General features: G+C 35.3%; 18 protein-coding genes and 1 pseudogene. 9 read left to right on the forward strand and 10 right to left on the reverse strand.

The genetic code is table 11. The features are described from left to right. Nucleotides 1–24: 24 nt before the first annotated feature. The 4 genes from CJP74_RS02305 to glnS all read right to left on the reverse strand — a co-directional run bounded on the left by CJP74_RS02305 (nt 25) and on the right by glnS (nt 8,777). Entirely contained in the window at nt 25–1,890 is a 1,866-nt protein-coding gene (locus tag CJP74_RS02305) for a hypothetical protein (protein WP_119496668.1), read from the reverse strand. Nucleotides 1,891–1,928: 38 nt separating this feature from the next. Next, on the reverse strand, nt 1,929–2,861 hold the full coding sequence (locus CJP74_RS08075) for a hypothetical protein (RefSeq protein WP_222986855.1): 933 nt from the start codon (nt 2,859–2,861) through the stop codon (nt 1,929–1,931). A 195-nt stretch (nt 2,862–3,056) separates the two neighbouring features. Then, nucleotides 3,057–7,058 (reverse strand): hypothetical protein, encoded by a 4,002-nt coding sequence (locus CJP74_RS02315; protein ID WP_119496669.1) that lies wholly within the window; start codon nt 7,056–7,058, stop codon nt 3,057–3,059. An 84-nt stretch (nt 7,059–7,142) separates the two neighbouring features. Continuing rightward, the gene (glnS, locus tag CJP74_RS02320) at nt 7,143–8,777 is read right to left on the reverse strand and encodes a glutamine--tRNA ligase (RefSeq protein ID WP_119496670.1); all 1,635 of its coding nucleotides are present in this window, start codon (nt 8,775–8,777) and stop codon (nt 7,143–7,145) included. A 292-nt stretch (nt 8,778–9,069) separates the two neighbouring features. Between glnS and topA the strand changes: the two genes are divergently transcribed. Then, nucleotides 9,070–11,760 carry a type I DNA topoisomerase gene (topA, locus tag CJP74_RS02325; protein ID WP_119496671.1) on the forward strand — a complete coding sequence of 897 codons (2,691 nt, stop codon included), beginning with the start codon at nt 9,070–9,072 and terminating at the stop codon, nt 11,758–11,760. 37 nt (nt 11,761–11,797) lie between these two features. Here the strand turns inward: topA and CJP74_RS02330 are convergent, their stop codons facing one another. The 4 genes from CJP74_RS02330 to CJP74_RS02345 all read right to left on the reverse strand — a co-directional run bounded on the left by CJP74_RS02330 (nt 11,798) and on the right by CJP74_RS02345 (nt 14,221). Continuing rightward, nucleotides 11,798–12,214 carry an ExbD/TolR family protein gene (locus CJP74_RS02330; RefSeq protein ID WP_119496672.1) on the reverse strand — a complete coding sequence of 139 codons (417 nt, stop codon included), beginning with the start codon at nt 12,212–12,214 and terminating at the stop codon, nt 11,798–11,800. A 17-nt stretch (nt 12,215–12,231) separates the two neighbouring features. Next, nucleotides 12,232–12,999 (reverse strand): MotA/TolQ/ExbB proton channel family protein, encoded by a 768-nt coding sequence (locus CJP74_RS02335; RefSeq protein WP_119496673.1) that lies wholly within the window; start codon nt 12,997–12,999, stop codon nt 12,232–12,234. A 30-nt stretch (nt 13,000–13,029) separates the two neighbouring features. Continuing rightward, nucleotides 13,030–13,770: an energy transducer TonB gene (locus CJP74_RS02340; RefSeq protein ID WP_119496674.1), complete on the reverse strand. Its 741-nt coding sequence runs from the start codon at nt 13,768–13,770 to the stop codon at nt 13,030–13,032. Nucleotides 13,771–13,879: 109 nt separating this feature from the next. Further along, nucleotides 13,880–14,221, reverse strand: coding sequence for a histidine triad nucleotide-binding protein (locus CJP74_RS02345; protein ID WP_119496675.1), 342 nt, complete (start codon nt 14,219–14,221; stop codon nt 13,880–13,882). 152 nt (nt 14,222–14,373) lie between these two features. On the opposite strand from CJP74_RS02345, the gene prmB reads away from it, so the two are divergent. The 7 genes and pseudogenes from prmB to secF all read left to right on the forward strand — a co-directional run bounded on the left by prmB (nt 14,374) and on the right by secF (nt 21,823). Beyond that, on the forward strand, nt 14,374–15,396 hold the full coding sequence (gene prmB, locus CJP74_RS02350) for a 50S ribosomal protein L3 N(5)-glutamine methyltransferase (RefSeq protein ID WP_119496676.1): 1,023 nt from the start codon (nt 14,374–14,376) through the stop codon (nt 15,394–15,396). Between the two features lie 108 nt (nt 15,397–15,504). Then, a pseudogene (locus tag CJP74_RS08305) lies at nt 15,505–16,446 on the forward strand (S-adenosylmethionine:tRNA ribosyltransferase-isomerase); the annotation flags it as partial. Nucleotides 16,447–16,866: 420 nt separating this feature from the next. Continuing rightward, nucleotides 16,867–17,136, forward strand: a complete 270-nt coding sequence (locus CJP74_RS08310; protein WP_345788749.1) for an S-adenosylmethionine:tRNA ribosyltransferase-isomerase — start codon at nt 16,867–16,869, stop codon at nt 17,134–17,136. Nucleotides 17,137–17,266: 130 nt separating this feature from the next. After that, nucleotides 17,267–18,457, forward strand: a complete 1,191-nt coding sequence (gene tgt / locus CJP74_RS02360) for a tRNA guanosine(34) transglycosylase Tgt (protein WP_119496678.1) — start codon at nt 17,267–17,269, stop codon at nt 18,455–18,457. 33 nt (nt 18,458–18,490) lie between these two features. Further along, the gene (gene yajC, locus CJP74_RS02365; protein WP_119496679.1) at nt 18,491–18,874 is read left to right on the forward strand and encodes a preprotein translocase subunit YajC; all 384 of its coding nucleotides are present in this window, start codon (nt 18,491–18,493) and stop codon (nt 18,872–18,874) included. A 62-nt stretch (nt 18,875–18,936) separates the two neighbouring features. Next, nucleotides 18,937–20,793, forward strand: coding sequence for a protein translocase subunit SecD (secD, locus tag CJP74_RS02370; protein WP_119496680.1), 1,857 nt, complete (start codon nt 18,937–18,939; stop codon nt 20,791–20,793). Between the two features lie 16 nt (nt 20,794–20,809). Then, nucleotides 20,810–21,823: a protein translocase subunit SecF gene (gene secF, locus CJP74_RS02375; RefSeq protein ID WP_119496681.1), complete on the forward strand. Its 1,014-nt coding sequence runs from the start codon at nt 20,810–20,812 to the stop codon at nt 21,821–21,823. Between the two features lie 43 nt (nt 21,824–21,866). Here the strand turns inward: secF and CJP74_RS02380 are convergent, their stop codons facing one another. Together CJP74_RS02380 and nfuA are read right to left on the reverse strand one after the other, a co-directional pair. Next, complete coding sequence (locus CJP74_RS02380) at nt 21,867–24,350, reverse strand: Tex family protein (protein ID WP_119496682.1); 2,484 nt, start codon at nt 24,348–24,350, stop codon at nt 21,867–21,869. A 123-nt stretch (nt 24,351–24,473) separates the two neighbouring features. Beyond that, a complete protein-coding gene (gene nfuA / locus CJP74_RS02385) occupies nt 24,474–25,064 on the reverse strand; it encodes a Fe-S biogenesis protein NfuA (protein WP_119496683.1) in 591 nt (196 codons plus the stop codon). A 161-nt stretch (nt 25,065–25,225) separates the two neighbouring features. Between nfuA and CJP74_RS02390 the strand changes: the two genes are divergently transcribed. Next, nucleotides 25,226–25,840, forward strand: coding sequence for a hypothetical protein (locus CJP74_RS02390; RefSeq protein ID WP_147397044.1), 615 nt, complete (start codon nt 25,226–25,228; stop codon nt 25,838–25,840). Nucleotides 25,841–26,003 lie beyond the last annotated feature (163 nt).

Raw genomic sequence — 26,003 nt, forward strand, 5'->3', positions numbered from 1 at the left:
GCTAATTAACCCTCTAAACAACGGTTAATCTTTCTTAATATAAAATTCAAGATCCTCTTCAGGATAATTAATAATATCGTAAGGAATAAACTTATATTCATTGCTTAGATATTCATCTATATCCTCAGGCAATAAAAAGAAAGGGTTATAGTATTCGGTTATATATGCCGAACGCACAGGAATAGTTTTTTCCTCTTTAAGTTGAGCAACCTTACTATTTTTAGCTTTAATTGCTCGATAAAGTGGTACTTCAATTTTTGGTAGCTCTGCAAAGGTTAATTGATCTTTACATTCACTTTCTAACCATAACTCAGCAAACTCATTCTCATAGTCATCTAAAATGGTTGCTCGTAAAGGAGCGTTATGATATTTACGTTGTTTTTGCATAGCGTGCAGATGCTCAACTATATGCTGATAACGCATTTTATCCATTTGCTTTTCACTAAAACCAAGATGAGAAATTTGCGAAGTTTCAACTAGTTTACCACTTCTAAAGTCAGAATAAACCTCTTGCTCCTCTGTTATTTGCTCATAGAGATTTAAGTCATAGGCTTTAAGATCTACTAAATCTTCAAAGTCTAGATTGTAATTTTCAAAAATATGAATATTGTATTTTAACAATGAGAAGTCATAATTAAAGCTATCGTCTAAACCAAATAAGGCTGGGTAATGATGATAGGCCTGATAATTATACTTAGTTTCAAATAACTTATGTTGTAGCGAAGAATCATAAGTTTGAGAAATATAATAAACATATTCAAGTTTAGCTTGAGGCGTAAGTGCCTCTTTTTCCTCACGAGGCTTTTCTCCTTGTAAAATGGTATAAACCTGCGGGTATTTAAACTCTTGAACCTTACTTGCAAAAGGAAGAAAATCAGAGCTAAAATTTGGGGCTTTAATAGCATTTAAAACCTCAAATCCTTGGGCTAGATTTTCCCTATCCTTTTGACTTAATTCATGTTTGAAGAATAAGTCATAGAAAATATTTAGCTTATTACTTAAGGTATAGAGACCTTGATCAAAAAGAGAAAGATAGATACTTTCGTTAGCCTTAGTATCTTTTTCTTTTAGTTTGAGTTCATAAGGGTTTAGTTCAACAGCTATTGGAGCAGTAAGTTGAGGATCATTCCCCAGATATCTTCTTGTTCCATAAGCTTCTTTTAAGTAATATCTTTGTTTATTTACTTTTGCCCCTACATCCGCCAAACGAATGGATTGATACAAACTCTCAAAAGAACCATCAAGAGATGCTACATGCTCACTATAAGCAAAGGATGATATTTCTTGATCAAGCTCAGGTAAGGTTAAATGTTTACGAATAAACGCCTTTTTTGCTTTTTTAAGCTCATCAGGATTGGACTCTTCCTCTTGCCAAGTATACTTATCTTCTAGCCCTTGAGGGGAAATATAGTAGTTATAAAGATGAGAAATACCTGGAACTGTATAGCGTTTGTGAAGTGTCCGATGCACTTGGTCACCTGCTAATATTACTTCTCTATCTTCAATAGCTTCTAACAGATCATAGAACTTTACACTGAATATAGGTAAAAAGTATATGTCGTCTAAATACTGGAACTCATACAAATTATAAAGTTTACCTTGAAGACGAAAATTTAACTTACCTTGAGGTAAACTTACAATAGTTGTATGATCATACCTATCAAAGAAGTAACTATCACGAAAAACTCTATTTGCTATCTGAGATTTCTTTATATCTAAAATATCCCTTCTGCTCTTGAGCCATAAAGCCTCCATATCTCCACTATAGATGTATTTAGTATCATTAAGCAAAGCAAGATTCTGCTGATAATTTTCTTGCACTTTTTGATCATATACATCTTTTAGAGAATCTACAGAGCTTTCACTTACAATATCTTGCTTAGGTAGCAAAACCACTACTCCTTTTTTGAGGGGGGATCAATATTTTCTTACTCTTCTTCGTCATCGTCGAAATCGTCGTCATCGTCGAAATCGTCGTCATCGTCGAAATCGTCGTCATCGAAGTCGTCGCCGTAACCCTCGTCATCGTCGAAATCGTCATCGTCGTCGAAATCGTCGTCATCGTCATCGATGAAAGCTAAATCTTCATCGTCGATAATGAAATCGTCGTCATCCTCTGAGGAATCGATCCAAACTAATAATCTATCTACTACATCTTTAGGAGCGTTTGCTATTTGCAGCTTTAGCTCTTCTAGTTGTTCAAGTTCAGCTTTATACTCATCGTATTTAGCATTACGAGTCTCAGGTCTAACAAAACTTAGAGAAGCTAGTGTCAGAAACTCATCATATTTATCTTCAATACTTCTTTCAAGCCTATGAGTTTTCTTTATCATTTCGAATAACTTAACACTTTTCTCTTTTAGAGTCGCAGCATCATCTTCAGGAGAACTCTCTGCCCATGCATTATCATCTTCAAAATAACTCTCAGCCCTTGCATTATCATCTTCAGAAGAATTCTCTGCCCTTTCTTTTGCCGCTTTACGTGCGTTTTCTATTCGCTCCTCTAGATCTCGTAGTTTTTTAAGTTCAGCATTATACTCATCGGCTAAAGCATTTATAGTGGTAGCGGAAACACCTAGAGCAGCAAGTTTCTCGTACTTTTTATATTTCTCAACAACACTTTGTTGAAGCATTAAACATTCAACTGACATTTGGAATAACTCATCTATTCCGCCTACTAGACTTTCATTATAATCTCCAGAAGAACTCCCTGCTCTTTCTTTATTATCTTCTGGAATAGCAGATAATAACATTTCGATTAAATTTTGAGGGTCCCCTAAGGCACTAAGAAGAGCATCATCTTCTCCTAATTGGTTATGGTCTTTTTGATTGTTATTATCTTTTTTTTCCTTTTTTGACATAGTCATTACTTCCTTGAAAGTTAAAAGGGCATGTTAAATATTTTTTTGTCAAAATCATATGATTTACTCAAATCATCTAATCTATCAAAAATAAAAAACTAAATTTAGATAAATCATCAAATTAGCAAATTCATTTTAATCCTCTGATTTATCTAAATCACCTAATTCATAAAGAGCTGAAGACATAGAATAAATCTAATATTCATCAATATCTTCTTCATTTAATCTTGGGTATTTCCTTTCCTTGTATTCATCATTTTTTGGATAAGAATAACCTTCTTTTGTAAAGACAACCTTAGGAGATTGACCACTAATTCTTTCAAGAGGTGGCTCTGAATTTAAGGCAGGTTGGAACTCCTCCCCCCTTACTTCTTTATCAACCTCTTGTTGTAAATTTTTAATTCCAGCTTTTATTTCTGGTAAAGCATTTGGTGGTATTACTTCACTTAAGTATTCTTCTTCAGTTGCAAATGGATAGTCGGAATCCAGATTATACTCAAGATTTTCAAATAAAGTTGCTAACTTAATTTGACGTTGTGAGTTACTATAGGTTGCTAAATCATTTTCATAAAGATGAGTGAATAATGCTTGTTTACCTAGTAAAGTAAAGTCATACTTATCAAAAGATAAATTCATATCTGAACGCGTTCTCAGAATAGATTCTTCAAAGGATTTAGGAATTATCGCAACTTGATCAATAGAACCAATTACTTGATAAGTAGCAAAAAAGTCATCTAAATTAGCAAACGCTATTGTATTAGTTATTTTAGAGGCAAACTCTGGTTCTAAACCACTAGAAAACAGGTTGTCCCATGTTAAAGTAAACTCTTGCTGTTGATCTACATCAAGAAGAGGACTGGTTATTTCTAATTCACTAGTAACTGGATTACGAGCAACATAGTAACCTCTACCTGCAACAGGATGCACCATACTTGCAGTTAACCCTTGTGTAAAGTCATAACTTATGGGTTGAGTATACCAGTTTAAGTTAACCCCCGCACTAGTTAAAGAGTAATCTGCCTCTCCATATTGCGCTAGGGTAGCAAATAAGCCAGGAATACTACTAAATTTTTGCTCGACTAGTTTTTGTAAATCAGAATCTAAACTAGCAAATTCAGCTCCAAATTTACTTTGTAAAATCTGCTCTCTGGTAACCTTAGCAGGATATTTTTCTTGTCCTACTAAATTACTATATTGCGAGACATTAAGATTGTGATTTAAATCAAACTTATGTTGCACAAAATAGTTAACTTCATGGTCTCCTATTTTGTCTGCTTCTTGGGCAAAATAGATAATACTAAAACTATCGTTATAGTTATCTTTAACCAGATAATAATGATTAGCTTCTACTTGTTCAGGTATTTGATTATAAAAGTCAACTTGCATTTGTACTTTATGTACCTTTTCAAGATTATACAGACTTAGGTCTTGATCTACTAACCATTTTTCTAATTCTTTACCTTTAGCATTAAGCATTAGATTTAAAGAAACAAATCTTTGTTCTCGCGGTAACTGAGAAAGACGTTCATTATCAGTCAAAGAAAAGCTATCGCCAAAATTATAAACTAAAGCTTGAGGTAAACGAGCAAGTTGATTTTGGATAATAATACCTCGTTTGGTAATACGACGTAAACTCTCATATAGCTTATCATAAGGCAAATTCGTATTTTTAGCTATACTTGTTGGCAAATAGTTACCAAAACGACTTGCCATAAATTTAGAGCTTAGAATACTGTTTTCTTTGCTTTTGAAAATATACTGATCTAGACTTTGCTCGCGTGTAACATCGTTATTTAAGATATTTAACTGGCGTTGTACATCAAAATTAAATCCTGAATAAGTATATTCTAGACCATTAAAGAAAAGATTATTTACAAAAGAATAATTAGATTCTAGATCATTTATAGCTGTTGTATAACCTTTCTCCTCATATAACACTTTCTCTACGATCCATTGTCCACTTATATCACAGTTTTTATCTAGAGTATAGATCTTAAGCATGCGATTTGGATCAAAGTTAATTGCAGACTCAAGATAAGTAGTACCTAACTTAGCATTTTCTCCCAGCAATATCTGGTAATAATCTGAGTAAGGGAAAGGAAGCATAAGGTCCTCATCCTCTTCATACTCTTCATAATCTAAATACTTCTCATACTCTACAGTGTCCTTATCAATTATATACTTTCCTCGCCCTGCATAAGAACTTAAGGCAAAGTATATAGCTTCTCCAGCATAAGCCTCACTATCCTGTGAAACTTTAATCTCATTACTTGTTGAAGCTAATAAATCATGGTTACGAGCCCCAAGATATTCTTTAAACTCTTGTTCGTGCTTATGCACTATATCTGCTATTTCATCAATTTTAAAATAAGACAGATCTACGTTATTTAATTGATAAGAGTTAAAACCGCGATGCCAATTTACAGCCCCTAAGCTATTTATAGCAAAGCGTTTATATAAATATAAAGCATCAAAGAGTTCAGGATGGCTATATTGCTCTTCATTATAGCGTAAAGTCTCCCCATCTTCTTGCTCATAAACAGTTAGATCTGGCTTGAGAAGATCGGCATTAAAAATAGCCCTACTAAATTGAGAAATATTTGGTCCAAATACTTGATTTAAATTAGCATGAATTTTAAAAATATCAGCATTTACCCAAAGGTGATCTTGTAAGTTAATTTCCTCGCGTAAAACTATATGGCGTCCATCATTCTTAAATTGAGAGGTAAGTAAAGCTATTTCTTCAGGTGAATAGCCAAAATCAAATTCAAGATGAGATTTTAAATAAATATTAAAGCGATGCACATCAGTTTGCAACTGAGAAATTAAACTTCCAGAAACATCCTCTTGACCAATTAAAGCAGGAGTAGAAATACGATAAGCGGCTTGGCGACCAAAAAGAACGTCACCTATATATTGACTATCATTAGTTGTAACAAAATTATATGCCTCACTATAACCAGCGTCTAATAAAGCATAAATATTAGTTAGATAGTCATTAATTTTATGCTTTAACTCATGTGAGGCGTAGTATCTCATCCCATTTACTAAGGCTTCACTAAACCAGCTGTTGAACATTTCAAAAACTGGAAGCATTTGTTGCCAAGCAGTAAAAGGATATCTTTGGCGATAGGTAAAAGCCGAACTTAAAAGATTTATATTTTGCGTAAACAGAGTCGGTTTACCATATTTAAAAGAAGCCTGTTTATAAGTTATTTCCAACTCTTGGAGTTCTAAATTCCCCGCTCTTAAAGGGTAATCTTCAGGAATCTCGATAAGTAAATTTTCTTTATATGCAAAATCAGCAAATAAATTATCTAAATCTGCGTCTTTGTCTAAAGGATGAATTTCTAATTCGTGACGTCTATATCCTTGAGAAAAAAGTTTATGTAATTTATCTTGATGCTTATTTTCTTTGTAATAAGTAGTAACAAAGGTCGAAGCAGGTAAGATTTTAAACTGTGGGGAAAAATTTGCAAAAGGAATATACTCATAGTAAGGGAAGTACTTAGCTAGAGCTTCTCTTTCTTGCTTTTCTTTTTCTTGCTCCTTTTCACGTGGAACATGTAAATTGCTTAATTGCTCAATAATCCCAGGAAGTAAAGCTTGCTCTGCCGGAACTTTAATTACTTTAGCTTTGCGTTTTAAATAGATACCAAAACTTGTGTCTAAAAGACTATTAGTTGTTTTAGCATCAGCAAAGCCTGCCATTTTTAAATTTAGACTACTATACTCAAGTTGAAAATTAGCTATATTCTTTAATAAACTTGGCAAAATAGTATTTTGCACTAAAAGTTCATTCTTATGCGTCTCAATTTGCTTTTGCACAAGATTTTTTGGCAGATGTAAATTCTCTTCTAAAAAATCTAATAACTCAGGACTTGGTTCTTGAGTTAAAGGCAATAAATAGTTAGCATGTAAACGAACAAAAGCATCAGGATTTATTTGTGCTTGCGAAATATAAGCTTCTTTATTATCTTTTAAATTAAATTTATTTGGAATAGAAGCTGCAAATGTCAGATTCTTTTGATATAGATTAAATAATCCTTCTTGCAACAATAGAGAAGCTTCAGGACTATCTACGCTCTCAAGGTAATCATTGACAAAATTTTGCTCTTCAGAATCTAGATCTTCTAGACTAGTAACTGTACGTACTAAATTCTTTTTCAGATTGAAATTTTCATTATCAGAAGTCATACCACCTACAAAACCTTAGCCAAGAAAAAGAAAAGGGATGGCAAAAACCATCCCTTTTTCTTCTATTATCTAATCGAGGAGGTCTTAAATTCTCGCTTTTAGTTCTACGGTTAAGTTGAATACAGCTTTGTCTGCTGTAGAGTCTTCATCTTTACAGTAATAACCATTACGCTCGAATTGGAAAGAGTCTCCAACTTTTGCATTATCCAGTGCAGGTTCAATAAAACCATTAAGTACAATTAAACTATTTGGGTTTAAGATCTCATGTACATCATGAGCTCCTGGAGTTTTACTTGTAAATAAGTGATCATAATGACGGAACTCAGCTGGTTTAGCTGTTTTAGCATTCACCCAATGGATAACACCTTTAACTTTACGACCTTCTGGCTTTTTACCTAAAGTATCAGGATCATAAGTAGCATAAACTGTAGTTACATTACCCTCACTGTCAGTTTCGTAACTTTCAGCTTTGATAACGTATGAACCACGTAAACGTACTTCTCCACCATGTAATAAACGTTTAAACCCTTTGTCTTCGGTTGTGATTGCAAAGTCGTTACGTTCAATGTAAAGTTCTGGTCCAAACTCTACTTCACGATGGCCATAACTTTCATTTTGTGGATGATTTGAAATAGATAATTGCTCGCTACCTTCGTAATTTGTAATTACTAATTTAATTGGCTCGATAACAGCCATAGCACGTGGAGCTTTTTCATTTAAATCATCACGAATACAAGCTTCTAAAGCTTGGTATTCTACAAGGTTATCTTGTTTAGAAACACCAATACGACGACAGAATTCACGTAATGAAGCAGGAGTATAACCTCTACGTCTTAAACCTGCTACAGTTGGCATACGTGGATCATCCCAACCGTTTACAATTTTTTCTTCAACTAATTGCGTTAATTTACGTTTAGAAGTTAAAACATATTCTAAATTTAAACGGGCAAACTCATATTGATGTGGAGTACCGTCAATTGTAATGTTTTCTAGAACCCAATCGTATAAACGGCGGTTATCTTGGAATTCTAAAGTACAAAGAGAATGGGTAATGCCTTCTAAAGCATCGGAAATACAGTGGGTAAAATCGTACATTGGATAAATGCACCACTTGTCACCTGTTTGGTGGTGACTAGCAAACTTAATACGATATAAAACTGGATCACGCATTACCATAAATGGTGATGCCATATCGATTTTTGCACGTAAACTTGCTGAACCTTCGGCAAACCCACCAGCTCTCATTTTTTCAAAGAGACGTAAGTTTTCTTCTACCGAACGATCGCGATAAGGTGAATTTGTTCCAGGTGTAGTTAAGTCACCACGATATTGACGAATTTGATCTGGACTTAATTCGTCTACATATGCTAAACCTTTTTTAATTAGTTCAATTGCATATTCATAAAGAGCGTCAAAATAATCTGAGGCATAACGAACTTTACCGTCCCATTCAAAACCTAACCAACGTACATCTTCTTCAATTGATTTTACAAAATCAACCTTTTCTTTTACTGGGTTAGTATCATCAAAACGAAGGTTACATTTACCATTAAAGTCTTCTTTAATGCCAAAATTTAAACAAATAGATTTTACGTGACCTATATGAAGGTAACCGTTTGGCTCTGGGGGAAAACGAGTATAAGTTGTTTGGTATTTACCTGAGGCTAAATCTTCCTCAATAATGTTATAAATAAAGTTTGTTGGACGTTCAACCGACATAATAAACCTTAATTTTTTCAAAACACAACTTATTGCAATTTTTGTGCATAAAAGTTGTAAAAATTTTTAGTCATATATTATTATACCATTAAACACTTGATATCACTAAGGGTTTTATAAGCGTTTAACCTAGTTTATCATACATCATATTTTAACAAAATTCATCTCTTGGATAAAAATTTGCTTTACTATATTCTTTTTTATGTGATATATTGAAAAAAAGAAAAATCCCAAACCAAGATTACTTTGTTATTTATATTAAGCTTTCTAGCTTTCAAAGAGGCTCATCCCAATGGCTAAAGCTCTTGTAATTGTAGAATCTCCAAATAAAATCAAAACCATTAAAAAATATCTTAGCGATGACTATATCGTACTGTCATCGGTAGGACACATTCGTGACATACCCTCAAACTCTAGTTTTGCTCCTGTAGTTAAAAAAGGAACTAAACTTCCAGAAACAACTAAACTTGAAAATGCCGTTTTAAAAATGGGCATTAACCCAGTAAACTGGGACGGTGACTTCCAAATTATGGAAGAAAAACGTAAAGTTGTTACTGATTTAAAACAAGTAGCAAAAACTTGTGATACTATTTACCTCGCTACCGATTTGGACCGTGAAGGAGAGGCAATTGCTTGGCATTTACAAGAAGTGATTGGCCCTGGTAAAGTCTACAAGCGTGTAATTTTTAATGAAATTACTAAATCAGCAATCAAAAAGGCCTTTGCTAATCCTATCGAGCTAAATATGAATCGTGTTCATGCTCAGCAAACACGTCGTTATTTAGACCGTATTGTAGGTTTTTTAATTTCTCCTTTACTTATTAAAAAAGCAGGTCGTGGTCTTTCGGCAGGACGTGTACAATCGGTTGCTACCCGCCTCACTGTAGAACGCGAAAGAGAAATTCGTAAATTTATTCCAACTGAGTTCTGGACCATTGAAGCTAAATCAGGTGACTTTACCTTTGCCTTAAATGCAATTGAAGATAAACGTTTAACTGCACCTACAGATAAAACACCATTTTATATTGCTAACGAAAAAGAAGCAAAACAGCACGTTAAAAATATTAAAAATGGTAAGGCCTTAATTAAATCGATTGAAGTAAAAGACACCACTACTTCGCCTCGAGCACCATTTACTACTTCAACCCTGCAACAACGTGCTTCAACAGTTCTTGGTTATGATGTACGTACTACTATGAGTATTGCGCAGTTTTTATATGAATCTGGGTATATTACTTATATGCGTACTGACTCGGTAAATATTTCGCAAGAAGCTCGTAAAATGGCTAAAGGTTATATTACCGAAAACTTTGGGCAAGAGTATTGGGACGGCGATCGTCACTACTCTTCTGGTAATGAAAATTCGCAAGAGGCGCACGAAGCAATTCGTCCAACTAATCTTGACTTACAATTACCAGCTACCTCACGCGGAGCTAAACTTTATAACCTTATTAAACAGCAGTTTCTCTCATCTCTCATGACCAATGCAGTGTTCCAAAGCACAAGCATTAACCTTGATGTAGATAATAAATACGCCTTAAAATTCTCAGCAAGTTTATTAAAATTTGCTGGTTTCCAAAAAGCTTTTGGTCGTAATGCCGATACTTTAGTGGACATTACCGCTGGCTTTACTAAAGGACAAGAACTGAGCTTAGATAAGGTTAAGTGCGAACAAAACTTTACTTCGCCACCTAATCGCTATACCGAAGCTTCTTTGGTTAAAGAACTTGAAAAACGTTCAATTGGACGTCCTTCTACTTATGCAAGCATTATTTCCACTATCCAAGAAAGAGGCTATGTAACTCTCGAGAACAAAAAGTTCATGGTGCAAAAAATTGCTGAAATCGTAACCGATAGCTTAGAAGTAAGCTTCCCTGACATTATGGATTACGACTTTACAGCCCAAATGGAAAAGTCTCTAGATGACATAGCTAATGGAGAAAAAGAGTGGACGCAAGAACTTGATGAGTTCTGGAAAAAATTCCAACTTAAGCTCATTCAAGCTTCGCTTCCTGCTGAACAAGGAGGCATGCCTGAGAAAAAACAAGTGCCAACTGACTATGAATGTCCAACTTGTCGACACCATAAAATGGCACTGCAGTTTTCTAAAACAGGTACTTTCTTAAGTTGTGCTGGTTACGATAGTAAAGAAGGTGATAAGTGTAAAGCTTCAGTAACTTTACTTAAAGCAGAAGACCTTCTTGGTGCCGAAGAAGCAGCTAAACAAGAAGTAAAATACTGTCCAAAATGTAACTCAAGACTCGATGAGTTTTTCATTGACGCTAATACCAAAATTTACATTTGCTCTAATGTTCCTACTTGTGATTATACAAAAGTAGAAAAAGGTGATTTTGTTGCAGGTCAAACTCTAGCTAACTTCCCATGTGATAAATGTGGGGAAACCATGCAACTTAAATTTGGTCCTTTTGGTAAGTATCTTCTTTGTAATAACTGTGGTAACACTCGTCGGGTATTACCTAGTGGAGAAGTTGCTCCACCAAAACAAGAAGCTATTGAATTCCCTGAAGTAAAATGTAAAAACGGAACCTCATATTTTGTTTTACGTAATTCAGCTAAGGGCATTTTCTTAGGGGCAAATAACTTCCCACGTTGTCGTGAAACCATGTTAGCTCCAGTGTCTATTCTCGCTCAGTATCGTGATCGTCTGCCAGAAGAATTACACTATCTTGCTGAGGCACCAACACAAGATCAAGCTGGTAATCAAACTGTAGTACGTTATTCTACTAAAGAAAAAGTACAATATATAGGTTCGATAGATCCTGAAACAGAAAAATACACTAAACTGCGTCTAGACTATATAGATAATCAATGGGTAGAAACTACGCCATTGGCTGCCGAAGCTAGCAAAGAAAAAGCTACGGCAAGCAAAGCTAAAGCTACAGCGAAAAAGACAACTAAAGCTAAAGCTAAAGCTAAAGCAACAGCTAAAGCTAAAACAAAAACTTCTAGCAAAAAAAGTTAAATAAAAAAGTCCGTTCCCTAGCGAACGGACTTTTTTCTTAGTTAATTCTTTCAGGTTCTGAAACAAAACCTATTTTGCTAATTCCTGCAGATCTAACCACATCTAAGAGGCTAATCACAAACTTATAGCTTGCATCTTGATCGGCACGAATAGTAACCACTAGATCAGGGTTTTTCTGAAACTCTTGACTAAGAATATTTTTTAATTCTTCGTTGCTCATAGCTTGATCTTTATAGTAATAAGTACCTTGTTGGTCTACTACTAAAGAAACTATTTCAGGAGCTTCAATCATGCGTTGTTGTGAAGATTTAGGTAAATTAATATTAACCGAAGAAGTAAATACTGGCATAGCTAACATAAAAACTATGAGCAATACTAGCATTACATCCACTAATGGGGTTATATTAATTTCTGACATTTCTTCATCTTGGGAATTAAAACCACCAAAAGCCATTTGTATCCCCTCAAATTTTATTTATCAGACTTAGTCACAAAAGAATTATATAAATCGTGGGCAAAACCATCTAACTTGCGACTAAATAAACGATTACGACGAATAAATACGTTATAACATAGTACGGCAGGAATAGCGACAAAAAGACCAAAGGCTGTAGCTATTAACACTTCCCCAATTGGACCTGCAATGGTAGCAATATTAGCATTACCTGTTGCTGTAATTGAAATTAAAGCACGGTAAATACCCCAAACTGTACCAAATAATCCAATAAATGGAGCTGTAGCCCCTATGGTTGCTAATACAGATAAACCACCATCTTGAGAGTTAGCAGTTTTTTCTAAACCATAACGAATATTACGTTGTAAGTATTCTGAATAGTTTACTGAAGCTGCCATAGCACCTTCGGCATGTTTGTATTCTTCTTTTGATTTTAAAGCTGTACCAACTAATTCTTTAATTGGTGAATTTCCTTCCATAGCCTCATAAGCTGATTCGTAGGTTGGATATTCTTTTGAATTTAATAGTTTTAAATGCTTATTACCTTTTTTAGTTACTAAGTAAGTCATAATGGCACGATAAATAATAACCGTCCAACTATAAATACTCATAAGAACTAAAACTAAAAAGGTTAATTTTAAAACTAAATCCCCTTCATTAAGAATTAAATGTAAAATTCCTAAATCTGTTTGTGAAGAGGTTGCTTGTTCAGTTGCTGGAGTAGACACTACCTCGTTTGTAACGCCCCCAGTTAAAAATAAGATGTTTGAAAATAGTGTAGACATAATTTATAGAGTGATTAAATATTAATTAGCTTATCTATTGGAGATATTAAACTCTATGGCAAACTCGTATGTAGATTGAACAGGAACTCCGCCTCTAGTTGCAGGAACAAAAGTATAGTAGTCTCTTACTGTATTTAAGGCAGCACGGTCTAAACGGGGATAACCTGAAGAAACTTTAACTGTTACTCGCGAAGGTTTTCCGTTTGCTTCTACTACCACACTTAAAACTACAGTTCCTTGTTCACCACGTTCGAGTGATTGGAATGGGTAATTAGGTTTAGGATTATTTAAATATCCCCCTAAGTGGTTTGCACTAGTTACGGCATCCTTTCCTGAACCTTCGGTACCACTCGCCTGTCTTCCTTGTTCGTTTGTTTTTGCAGGAGTTGCAGGTTTTTGCTCAGTTTTAGGTTGAGCTTGACGTTGAGGAGTAGGCTTAGGTTGCGGAGTTGGTTTAGGTTTAGGTTCGGGTTTAGGTGGCTCTGGCTTGGGTTCAGGCTCTACTGGATTTACATCAGGTTTTTCTTCACTTTCAACCGCTATAGGCTGTTCAACTGGTTTAGGTGCAGGGATATCTGCTACCTCAAAAAACTCAATTTGACTTGTTGGCGTAAATTGACCTGCTGTTTGATCTAAGTAGGTGTCCGAAGAGAGAGTAACTAATTTAGTGTTCGAACCTAATAAAGCAAAAACAATTCCCACATGGGCAAGAATTACCACTATTAAAGCTAAAATTTTTAATCCAACTCGATTTGACTCAGGTTTTAGCATATCGAATTTGATCTAAATGAGAATTATTAATATTAAAAACTTAGATAAGTATATCACAAAAAAATAAAAAAACTCCCAGTAAATCTGAGAGCTTTTTGCGAAAAATAAATTAAACCATCGAGCCTAATTTATTTCCCCCGAGTAAGTGCATGTGAATGTGAAATACTTCTTGTCCAGCGTCGCTATTGGTATTTACCGTTAAACGGTAACCTGATGTATCAATACCATATTCACGAGCTAGATGACGAGCTACGGTAAATAAACGACCTAAAGCTGGTTCATCGGCTTCAGTTACATCATTTACGGTAGCAATTTCTTTTTTAGGCACAATTAAAAAGTGGTATTTTGCTTGGGGATTAATATCACTAAAAGCAATTACTAAGTCATCCTCGTAAACAATATTAGCAGGGATTTGACGATTAATAATTTTTGTAAAAATTGATTCGCTCATAAATAAAATACCTTAAAAGTTTATTAAACTTATCCCTATTATATACCAAGTGTAATTGAGTTATAATTAATGTTTTTATTTTTTCTCAATTTCCGCTATAATTATACTAACTGTAATTCCCTTTTTAACAGATTACTCAAGATTAATATAATATGAAAGAATCTCATTATGAAAATCACCAGGCTGCTGTAGAACATCAATCTCTAGAGCATTATGATTTTCGTACAGATGCTATTTGTAGCTTAGAAACTATCAACGATTTTATTCGTTGGACTTATAGCTACTTAAACCAGGCTGATGTATTCTTTGGTCATGGTTATGACAATGCATGGGACGAAGCACGTACTTTAGTTTTCCATGTTGTGTCTCTCCCATACACTACCGATCAAGATTATTTATTAAGCGCACGCTTAACTGAGTCAGAAAAAAATCGTATTCTTGACTTGCTTTTTGCTCGTGTACACGAGCGTATTCCTTTAGCTTACTTAATTAATACTTCACGTTTCTTAAATCGCGAATACTATGTTGATGAGCGTGTAATTATTCCACGTTCTCCAATTGGTGAGCTAATCGAAGACGGCTTCAAGGATATCATGCAATCTTCTCCTGCAACTATTCTTGACTTATGTACAGGTTCGGGAGTTCTAGCTTTAGCTTTAGCGCAACGCTTCCCAGATGCGCAAGTTGACGGTATTGATATTTCTCCAGACGCTATAGATGTAGCTAACATTAACTTAGAGTTAGCTAACGATCACTTGCTTTCTGATCGTATGGCATTTATTGAGTCTGACTTATATACTTCTTTACCAGAAGGGATTAAATACGATTTAATTGTTTCTAATCCTCCATATGTAGACTCAGATGATTTAGCTAACATGCCTGAAGAGTTTAAACATGAACCTAGTATTTCTTTAGGTTCGGGTAGTGACGGTTTAGATATTACCGCACGCATTTTAAATGAATCAGCAAAACATCTAAATGACAATGGGGTATTAGTTGTTGAAGTAGGCAATAGTCGTTATGCCCTTGAAGAACATTTACCAAATGTGCCATTTAATTGGCTTAATTTAAAAAATGGTGGCCACGGTGTATTCTCTCTAACTCGTAAAGATTTAGATGAGTATGCCGAAGAATTTGCTGCCTTTGCTAAATTAAAACAAAACCAAGATAACTAAAGATTTGATCCCGTAAGATCATTTTTATCTTTAAAAATTTCCTAATAACTATATATTATTTAAAGGACACAGTTGAGTTTTTTCAACTGTGTTTTTTTGGACAGAATTATGCATTATGAAGTAAAAGATTACGACTTTAATTTACCTGATGAGTTAATTGCTCGTTTTCCTACGCCAAATCGTGAAGACTCGCGTTTACTTTATTTTAAAGGTGATTTATTAAAATCAGTTGAAGATCGTAAGTTTACCGATATAGTCGAACTAATTCCTGCAAACTCAGTACTAGTACGTAATAATACGCGAGTTATTCCTGCTCGCTGTTATGGACGCAAGCCTTCGGGAGCAAAAATAGAAATTCTGGTAGAACGTATTACAGGAAGCCATGAATTTTTAGCTCATGTACGAGCAAACCGTAGCCCTAAACCTGGACAAATTCTTGTTATCGGCGAAGATAAAGCGGGGCAAGCACAAATTAGCCCTCAAGCTTTAGCTCAAGTAGAGCAATTAGCAGTAAAACTTAATCAAGCTCAAGAGTTAGGCAATGAATTGGCTATCAGTCAATTTAAAAGCCAAATTCAACAACTTTTAGCTCAAACTAATACCCATGTGGTAATGTGCACTGGGCGTTCGCATAGTTTATTTTGCCTCCAAGCTCTAAATCAAGAAACTATTCTTAACTCTTTACAAGAAATTGGGCATATGCCTCTGCCTCCTTATATGGAGCGTCAAGATCAAGAGTCAGATAATGAACGTTATCAAACGGTATATGCAAAAATTCCAGGTGCGGTAGCTGCTCCAACTGCAGGCTTACACTTTACTGACGCTCTGATTGAGCAATTAAAAGCCAAAGGCGTAGAAATTCTAGAAGTAACTCTGCATGTAGGAGCAGGAACTTTTATGCCAATAAAAGTTGACTCTTTACAAGAACACCAAATGCATGCCGAGTGGATTGAAATTTCTCCTGAAGTAGCAGAAAAACTTAACCTTGCCAAAATTCAAGGGAGAAAAATTGTTGCCGTAGGTACTACTTCAGTACGTTCGCTAGAAACCATGGTGCAATACAGCATTAATAAATACCTCGACCAACTTGGTGACCCTAGCCTTCTTGCCAAACGTGAGGCATTAATTTATCGTGATCTACTCGATAAAGTTCCGCAAGCAAAACTTAATGCTCTGATTTTAGCCGCTAATCAGCTTAAACTAAATCTGAGTCATCAAGAGCAACTTGTTTTAGCTAATCTAAGCGATTTTCTTTGCACCAAACAACTCTTTGCCAGCTTAAAACTGGGCGAGGCAAACAAGCAACACTTTTTAGCTCAAAGCTGGAAATTACTGCTTAAACTTGCCGAGCAAGCAGATAAGTTTGCTAATGCAGAACAACAAACTCTAGAGTTTATCCAAACTCTAGCTAGCGATCAAGAACAAAAGGATTATAGCTTTACTAACCATTACTTAAACACTAAGTTAGAAATGGGAAGCCAAATTCCGCTTGTGCCTTATACAGGTAACACTGAAATTTTTATTCACCCTGGGCATAGAGTTCACTTAGTTGATTATATAGTGACAAATTTCCACTTACCTAAATCAACCTTAATTATGCTGGTTGCTGGCTTTATAGGTTTTGATTATTGTCTTAAAGCCTACCACCATGCAATTGCCCAAAAATATCGTTTTTATAGTTATGGGGACTCTTGTTTTATGCCAAATTTACGCCTCAATGATGATGTAGAGTTTTTATAAAATTTCTACTAAATTAAGGCTAAAAAATGGTATAATTTAAGTTTGTGAAAACATCACTGTAAATAATTTCTCTTAAGATAAAATTCGAGACTTTAAATAAGCTCGAAGCTAATATTTTCTACATTAACCTATGTTATCTTTTAAAAAGTTTAAGCAACAAGGATATGCTCGACGTGGAGAAATAACTATTCATAGAGCTGACGGAAGTGAGTTTACAATTCAAACTCCTGCGTTTATGCCTGTAGGTACTTATGGTACAGTTAAATCCATGACTCCTGAAGAAGTTGAGCAAATTGGCGCTGAAATTATTCTAGGTAATACTTTCCACTTATGGTTAAGACCTGGAATGGAAATTATGCGTAAAGCTGGTGGCTTACACAACTTTATGCAATGGAACAAACCTATTCTAACTGACTCAGGTGGCTTCCAAGTATTTAGTTTAGGCGATATACGTAAAATCAAAGAAGAAGGTGTATACTTTAGATCTCCTGTAGATGGATCTAATGTTTTCCTAAGTCCTGAAATTTCAATGGACGTACAACATGCTCTTAATTCAGATATCGTAATGATCTTTGATGAGTGTGCTCCTTATCCTTCTACTTATGACTATACTTTAAACTCAATGAACTTATCTTTACGTTGGGCTAAACGTTGTCGTGATCGTTTTGATGAGTTAGGTAATACTAATGCGTTATTTGGTATTATCCAAGGTGGTACTTACAATGACCTACGTAAAGCTAGTCTGGCTGGCTTAACTGACATAGGTTTTGATGGCTATGCTATAGGTGGTTTAGCTGTAGGTGAGCCTAAAGAAGAAATGCATAAAACTCTAGAGTTTATTACCCCATTAATTCCAGATAACAAACCACGTTATCTGATGGGTGTAGGTAAACCAGAAGATTTAGTTGAATGCGTACGTCGTGGCGTAGATATGTTTGACTGTGTTATGCCAACGCGTAATGCCCGTAATGGTCACTTATTTACTTTTACAGGTAACGTACGTATTCGTAATGCAAAATACAAAGAAGATTTCTCTCCTATTGAAGAAGGTTGTGACTGTTACACTTGTAAAAATTACACCCGAGCTTATTTACATCACTTAGATAAGTGTGGAGAAATCTTAGGTGCGCGTTTAAATACTTTCCACAATCTACGTTTCTATCAAAAACTTATGCAACGTATGCGTGATGCTCTCGATGCAGGAAAATTTGATGAATTTGTAGAAAAATTCTATGCTGACTTAGGTCAAGAAGTACCAGCATTAGGAGAGTTTTCTGACAATCGTTACGCATTTGTGGATAAAGCAGATCGTATCGAATAATTTTTTTTTACTACTATAACTATTGGAGTTTTCATGAACTTATTTTTAGATGCTCAACAGCAACAAAGCCCTGTATTCTTAATTGTTTTAATCGTTATTATGTTTGCTTTCATTTACTTTTTCCAATGGAGACCAAACAAAAAACGTCAAGCAGAATACAAAAAACTTTTAGAATCTTTAGAAGTTGGTAGCGAAGTATTATTAAACGGTGGTTTATTAGGTACTATTACTAAATTACGTGTAGAAGACGACTTAGTACAAGTTGAAATTGCTAAAGGTGTAATCATTACAACTAAACGTGGTTTTGTGGTACAAGTATTACCTAACGGTACAATTGAATCTATCGTTAACGATAATAAAGCTTCTAAAAAAGCTTCTAAAGGCGAAAGCGAAGCTGTAGAAGGTGAGAAAAAATAATCATTCAGTTGTAGGGGTAATTTTATAATTACCCCTTGCATTTAGATAAAAGGTAAGAAAAAGTGCAAAACCATTATCCCTTATGGAAAAACCTTTTAATCGTTTTTACAATCATTGTCGGTTGTATCTATGCTTTACCTAACCTTTTCCCTGAAAAACCTTCCTTACAAATTGCCGGAAGTAGAGGACGTGAAATTGAGTTAGCAGCTTACAACCAGATTCAACAAAGAGTAGAGCAAGCAGGAATTACTATTTCTAAGTCTACTTTTAAAGACGGTAAGGTTAACCTGGTATTTGAAAGTGATGATGATCAACAAAAAGCAGCACAAGTATTAGACAGTTCATTAGGTGATAACTATACAACTGCTCTTAGCTATACTCCAGCTACACCAGCTTGGTTAACAACTATTGGTGCACAACCAATGAAACTAGGTCTAGACCTTCGTGGTGGTGTACGCTTTTTAATGGAAGTTGACATTAACACTCTTTTAGACCGTAACTACGATAGCTTAGCTAAATTTATTCGTGATCAAGCGCGTCAACAAGGCATTTCTTTAAACTCAGTTACTTACAACAGTGATAGAAAGCAAATTGAAATTGCTGCAAGTAGTACTGACGCTGTTCGTGCTTTAAATAGCTATCTGCACGGTTCTTCTGGTATGGGTACCGAAGTACAAACTCAAACCCAAGGGTTAAATGTATTCGTTACTTATACAAGCCAAAAATATGATCAAACCGTTAACTATGCGGTTGAACAATCTCTCTTAATTCTTCGTAACCGTGTTACAGAAATCGGGGTAGCTGAGCCAGTTATCCAACGTCAAGGTGACACTAATATTATCGTTGAATTACCAGGGATTCACGATGTTGCTCGTGCTAAGGAAATTATCGGGGCAACAGCAACTTTAAGTTTTAACCTCGTTAACACTAATGTAACGCAACAACAAATTGCAGCTAACCTCATCCCAGTGGATACTATGGTTGTTTCTAATGCAGCAGGACAAAAATATGCGTTATATCGTAACGATATTATCTCAGGGCAAAATATTACAGACGCTTCAGCAGGTCGTGCCGAAAATGGTGGTCCGCAAGTAAGTATTCGTCTTGACTCAGAAGGGGCAAGATTAATCTCTGAAGCAACTAAAACTGCCATTGGTCGTCCTATGGCAACCGTTTACTCTGAGTATAAAGATACTGGGCGTCGTGATGCCGAAGGTAAACCTATTCTCCGTAAAGTGGATGAAGTAGCAAACGTAGCAACAATTCAAGCACGTCTTGGAGCTAGCTTTGTGATTACAGGTCTATCTTCAATGGCTGAAGCTAACAACCTTGCCCTAGTTCTTCGTTCTGGTGCTCTTGTAGCTCCAATTCAAATTATTTCTGAAAAAGTAATAGGTCCTTCATTAGGGGCAGCAAACATTGAACAAGGTCTTTTTGCAAGTATTAGTGCTCTTATTTGTACTATTCTTATCATGACTCTTGTTTACCGCTTCTTTGGATTTATTGCTGGATTTGTACTAATTTTCAACGTTGTTTTACTAATAGCAGCCTTATCAATACTCCCAGGTACAACTCTAACCATGCCTGGTATAGCAGGTATAGTACTAACCATTGGTATGTCCATCGACGCCAACGTACTTATCTACTCGCGGATTATTGATGAGCTCCGGATTGGACGCTCACCACAAGCAGCTATGGCCGAAGGTTACCGAGGCGCTTGGACATCAATTTTTGATGCTAACATTACCTCGATCCTTACAGCGTTAATCCTCTTTGTCTTTGGTACAGGTCCAATTAAAGGATTTGCTATTACTTTAGCTCTAGGGGTATTAATCTCAATGTTTACAGCTATAGTTGCAAGTAGAATGATCTTCAACATGGTTTATGGTTCGCGCAAAGCAACCAAACTTCATATTTAGGAGAGGGTGAACCATAATGAGCAAACATGTAGAAAATTATACACGTGGAGTAGATACTCCGTATCCGAACAGATTTAGTAAAAAAGCTTATGTTACAGAAAACGGCGTAGTTTTAGCTCGTCCTATTATCCACTTTTTAAAAGAACGTAAATACTGCTATATTTTCTCAGCAGTTCTAATGATCGCTTGTATTATTTCGTTCTTTGTTCGTGGTCTAAACCTAGGTCTAGACTATACAGGTGGTACTGTAGCAGAAGTTTCTTATTCTAGAGCTGTAACTGGTCCAGATATTAATGCTATTTTAAGTGAAACCTATCCAGGTATTGAAGTAACATCTACTGGGGCAAGAGAAACAACTATCCGTATTCCTGCAAAACTTGTAACTAGTACAACTACACAAGAGTTAGAAAAACTATTACAAGAAAAAGTAGACCCAGAAGCTCGCATTACTTCAGCTGAGTTCGTTGGTCCTAAAGCAGGTTCTGACTTAATCTACGCTTCGGTAATGTCCATGTTATGTACAATCATCATGATGCTCTTGTACATTTCCTTCCGTTTCCAATGGCGTTTATCTCTAGGAGCGGTAGCTTCACTTGTCCACGACGTTATTGCCGTAATAGGTATTTTCTCAATGTTCCAAATTGACATTGACTTAAACTTTGTGGCAGCTATTCTTTCGGTAGTAGGTTATTCAATTAACGATACCATCGTTGTATATGACCGTATGAGGGAAAATATCCGTAAAATGCACCGTATTTCGGTACAAGAGTGTATTGATATTTCCTTAACCGAAACCTTAAACCGTACAATTATGACCTCAGTAACTACTTTAGTTTCTGTAGTTATTCTTTTATTCTTTGGTGGTAGCTCACTATACATCTTCTCACTCTGTTTAACTATCGGTATTATTATCGGTACCTACTCATCAGTATTCGTAGCGGTTGCTATTTCTTATGATGTAGGTCTAACTAAAGAAGATATGTTAGTACGTCAAGTGAATAAAGACGGTCTTGAAGAATACGAAAGATAAAAAAAAAGGAGTTCAGATTCAAATCTGAACTCTCTTTTTTTGTTTAATATTTTTTAAATTTATTTGCTAAAGCTTGGAGTTTATTAAATGCTGAGTTTTTATTCTCTGCTTTTTTCCCTTTAGCTTTGCTTCTTGCTTGAGGAGCTTGAGCCTTGCCTTTCTGAGCTTGAGCTTTGCCCCTAGGAGCTTGACGTAAACTACGGCTATATACACGAGTTAAGCTCGGATCTACGGCAATGCCTGCTTCTTTGGCAAGTTCAACATAAGCTTTTTGTTCTTGTGCCACTTCTTGTAAGCGTTTTGCTTCTTCGGCATCACGTACTTTAGAAACTCGCTCTTTTGGAGCTACTTTAGTTTGCCCTTCAAAAAGCATGGTTAACTCAATACGATTACGTGGAACATCCACCTCGTAAACTTGTACCTGAATTTGCTCACCTGATTTTAAGAAGCTATAAGGGTCAGAAATGAACTTAGCACTCATGCGAGAAATATGCACTAACCCATCTGTATGCACACCAATATCAACAAAGGCACCAAAGTCAGTCACATTAGTTACTAAACCATTCATTAGCATGCCAACTTCAAGTTGTTTAATGCTATCTATACCTTCTTTATATTTAATTGGCTCATATACCCCACGTGGATCACGTCCAGGTTTTTCTAACTCTTTAATAATATCTTGAATGGTCGGTAAACCAAACTTTTTGGTTACATACTTAGCAGGTTCAATTTGAGCTAAGTATTCTTTGTTGCCTACCAGATGCGCTACATCTATGCCGAGGTCCGCAGCCATAGCTTCAACTACCCCGTAAGCTTCAGGGTGCACTGCCGAGTTATCTAAAACATTAGTATCTTGACCTACTACGCGTAAAAAGCCCGCACATTGCTCAAAAGCTTTTGGTCCTAAACGTGTTACTTTTAATAACTCATTACGAGACTTAAATAAGCCATTTTCATCACGGTATTTAACAATATTACCTGCAGTAATCTTATTAAGCCCTGAGATTTTACGTAGTAAGTACTCAGAAGCTGTGTTTAGGTTAACCCCAACATAGTTTACACAGTCTTCAATCGTTGCTTCTAATTGATTAGTTAGCTCTTTACTATTAAGGTCATGTTGATATTGACCTACGCCAATTGATTTAGGATCAATTTTAACTAACTCAGCTAAAGGATCAAGAGCACGACGAGCTATAGATACAGCTCCACGAATACTAACATCTAGATCAGGGAATTCACTAATTGCTAATTCCGAAGCCGAGTAAACAGAAGCACCAGCTTCATTTACTACTAAAGTATGCACATTTTTAATTTGGTGCTCTTTAAAAGTTTTTTCTACAAACTCTAAGGTTTCACGGCAAGCAGTACCATTACCTACAACTACTAAAGTTACTTGGTGTTTTGCAACTTGCTCGAGAAGATTACGCGTTGCTAGAGCTTTATTTTCAATTAAATGTAATACCCCGTGGTCAAGGAGTTTACTTTGAGCATCTATGGTGGCAAATTTAACCCCTGTTCTAATCCCTGGGTCTAAACCAAGAATATTTTGTGCCTTAACTGGAGATTTAAGCAGTAACGACTTGAGGTTATGAGCAAAAGAGTTATAAGCATCTGGCTCAGCTAACTCGTGACGAGCATTAAGTAATTCTGTTTCAAGAATTGAACTTAATTTTACTTTCCAAGTCCAGCTTAAAGCCTGACGACGCCATGAGTTTAAAGGCGTATTAGGTACTAGATCAATACCTAGATCCTTAGTAGCATGACGTTCGATAATTTGGTCAACTGGATTAACAGGAATATTTGCAGGATTAGGATTTAAATGGAGAATTAAAACCCCTTCAGCTCTGCCTCGCCATAAAGCAAGAAAACGGTGACTCTTAATATCACAAAGGGTTTCACTATAGTTAAAGTAATCCTTGAATTTATCACCTTCTTTTTCTTTACCTTCAACTACTCTAGCTTCAATAGTTGCTACTGCATTAAGGTAAGATTTTAATTCGGCTAAAAGCTCTGGCTTGTCCGCAAAATTATCAACGAGGATTAAAAGAGCTCCGTCTAATGCCGCTTTGGTCGTATTATACTCTTCATTTAAATAAGGAGCACAAGCCTGGTCTAGGTCTAGATTTACATCTTTACTTTCCCACAGCTCTAAAGCTAAAGGCTCAAGACCTGCTTCACGGGCTTTAGTTGCTTTACTTTTACGTTTAGGACGATAAGGAATATATAAATACTCTAAATCTGCTTTCACTAAACAAGCATTAATTTGCTCTTCAAGTTCAGGGGTTAATTTACCTTGTTCACTAATTGAAGATAAAATACTTTTCTTTCTCTCTTCTAGCTCGGTTAAGTAGTTATAACGAACCTGAAACTCACGTAATTGTTCGTCCGTAAGTCCGTCAGTTTCTTCTTTACGATAACGAGCAATAAAAGGAATAGTTGCCCCTTCATTTAAAAGTTTTATAGCAGCTTCTATTTGATGAGGGTTTACCTCTAATTCTAGAGCTATACGATTTTCAATACTCAGCATAGACTACACAGTTTCACTTTTTGAACAAAAGAAAGAATTACTCTTTTGCTGTGTAAAAGAATAATTCTCTCTTGGGTTAGTTACCACAGTACTTAAGTACTGGCGAGACGACGTCTCTAAATATTATTTATAGTAAGAGTGATCACCAGTTTGGTGTTCGGTTACATCTCTTACCCCTTTGATTTCATCAGGGAATTGTTCGAGAAGTTGACCTTCAATACCTTGTTTTAAAGTAACATCAACCATTGAGCAACCATTACAACCACCGCCAAACTGAATTACGCAGATGCCGTCTTTAATTTCAATTAAAGTAATACGACCACCGTGATTACGTAATTGCGGATTAATAATCGTTTCAATGTAGTAGTCTACACGGTCGATTAATGGAGCATCATCTTCTGGACGCTTCATTTTTGCATTAGGTGCTTTAATTGTTAATTGTGACTCTAAACCTTCGGTAACAAAGTCAATTTCAGCTTCGTTTAAAAAAGGCCATGAAATAGGGTCAACGTATACTTTAAAAGCATCATAATCAATTACGTGATCTACTTCTTCAATATTATCTGGAGGGCAAAAAGAAACTCCACATTCGGCATTATATGAACCAGGGTGAACCACAAAAATACGAATTCCAGTACCTGGTTCGTGACTTTCTAAAAGACCTGCAAATTGGTTTACCGCAGGTTTTGTAATTAAAATATATGAATTATCCATAAGTTTTATCGGCAAAAATGTAATAAAAAAACTATGCCAACTTAGAAGCCTAGTTTAAGTCAGCGGTCTTTATTTTACCACAAATAACCCCTTCTTACACAAAACTTCAAATAATTTATATTATAATAAAAGATTATTAGAGACAAATAATAAGGATTCACATGCAAGGAAGATCTTATTCTGTATTTACTTACATTTTTTACGGTTTTCTAATGATTTTCTTAGGAAAAGTATACCACAGTGAGAAGTATGAAAAACTGTTTATCTTCCGCTTTAACTATAGTAGGATGTTAAATATGTGGAAGATAGGCATAATTATTATCCTTGTCCTTAATTTACTTTACTATTACCGTTTTGGTTATGTTAGCCAAAATATTCTTATTGTTTATAGTATCTTTTTTATTTTACTCACCAGTTTATGCCTCTATTCTATTGGTCTCTATGCTCTTTTTCCTATTAAACAAGAACAATCAATTTTATATTACACTTTACTCGATTTAGTTGGAGCAGAAAGAGAAGATCCTAATATAGGTTTAAATATGACTTATTATGGTTTGGCTGTACTTTTAAATCGTTTTAATAAATTACCAGCGGTTAAACATGCCGAAGTATATAAAATGATTAAACAGCTTTCTCAAGCCGAAGATGAGTTTTCGGGAAATCAGGCTAAAGATAAAGAAGATAAAGAACAAGAGAAACTAAAGAAAAAGTTAGAAAAGCAAGCCCAAGAAGAATTTAAAAAGTCAACGCAAGAGCAAGATAAAGACAAGAAATAAGAAATCTCTTTAGATTTATAAAGATTAATAGTGTATAATAGAGCATTGGGGATAAAGGGCAAACCTGTATCCCTTAACAAAGCTGTCCTTTTATACAGCAACTCTTTCACAACAGCTGGGAAGCTGCTGACAGAATCAGTTAGCTAATTAACAATACAAGTAA

It is taken from the genome of Psittacicella melopsittaci (assembly GCF_003585925.1).
In the GTDB taxonomy this organism is placed as follows: Bacteria; Pseudomonadota; Gammaproteobacteria; order Enterobacterales; family Psittacicellaceae; genus Psittacicella; species Psittacicella melopsittaci.

Excerpts from the sequence above, each read along its gene's own strand:
- CJP74_RS08075 (WP_222986855.1), bottom strand. The coding sequence starts at position 2,861 with ATGTCAAAAAAGGAAAAAAAAGATAATAACAATCAAAAAGACCATAAC.
- CJP74_RS02315 (WP_119496669.1), bottom strand. The coding sequence starts at position 7,058 with ATGACTTCTGATAATGAAAATTTCAATCTGAAAAAGAATTTAGTACGT.
- glnS (WP_119496670.1), bottom strand. The coding sequence starts at position 8,777 with ATGTCGGTTGAACGTCCAACAAACTTTATTTATAACATTATTGAGGAA.
- topA (WP_119496671.1), top strand. The coding sequence starts at position 9,070 with ATGGCTAAAGCTCTTGTAATTGTAGAATCTCCAAATAAAATCAAAACC.
- CJP74_RS02330 (WP_119496672.1), bottom strand. The coding sequence starts at position 12,214 with ATGGCTTTTGGTGGTTTTAATTCCCAAGATGAAGAAATGTCAGAAATT.
- CJP74_RS02335 (WP_119496673.1), bottom strand. The coding sequence starts at position 12,999 with ATGTCTACACTATTTTCAAACATCTTATTTTTAACTGGGGGCGTTACA.
- CJP74_RS02340 (WP_119496674.1), bottom strand. The coding sequence starts at position 13,770 with ATGCTAAAACCTGAGTCAAATCGAGTTGGATTAAAAATTTTAGCTTTA.
- CJP74_RS02345 (WP_119496675.1), bottom strand. The coding sequence starts at position 14,221 with ATGAGCGAATCAATTTTTACAAAAATTATTAATCGTCAAATCCCTGCT.
- prmB (WP_119496676.1), top strand. The coding sequence starts at position 14,374 with ATGAAAGAATCTCATTATGAAAATCACCAGGCTGCTGTAGAACATCAA.
- CJP74_RS08310 (WP_345788749.1), top strand. The coding sequence starts at position 16,867 with ATGGGAAGCCAAATTCCGCTTGTGCCTTATACAGGTAACACTGAAATT.
- tgt (WP_119496678.1), top strand. The coding sequence starts at position 17,267 with ATGTTATCTTTTAAAAAGTTTAAGCAACAAGGATATGCTCGACGTGGA.
- yajC (WP_119496679.1), top strand. The coding sequence starts at position 18,491 with ATGAACTTATTTTTAGATGCTCAACAGCAACAAAGCCCTGTATTCTTA.
- secF (WP_119496681.1), top strand. The coding sequence starts at position 20,810 with ATGAGCAAACATGTAGAAAATTATACACGTGGAGTAGATACTCCGTAT.
- CJP74_RS02380 (WP_119496682.1), bottom strand. The coding sequence starts at position 24,350 with ATGCTGAGTATTGAAAATCGTATAGCTCTAGAATTAGAGGTAAACCCT.
- nfuA (WP_119496683.1), bottom strand. The coding sequence starts at position 25,064 with ATGGATAATTCATATATTTTAATTACAAAACCTGCGGTAAACCAATTT.
- CJP74_RS02390 (WP_147397044.1), top strand. The coding sequence starts at position 25,226 with ATGCAAGGAAGATCTTATTCTGTATTTACTTACATTTTTTACGGTTTT.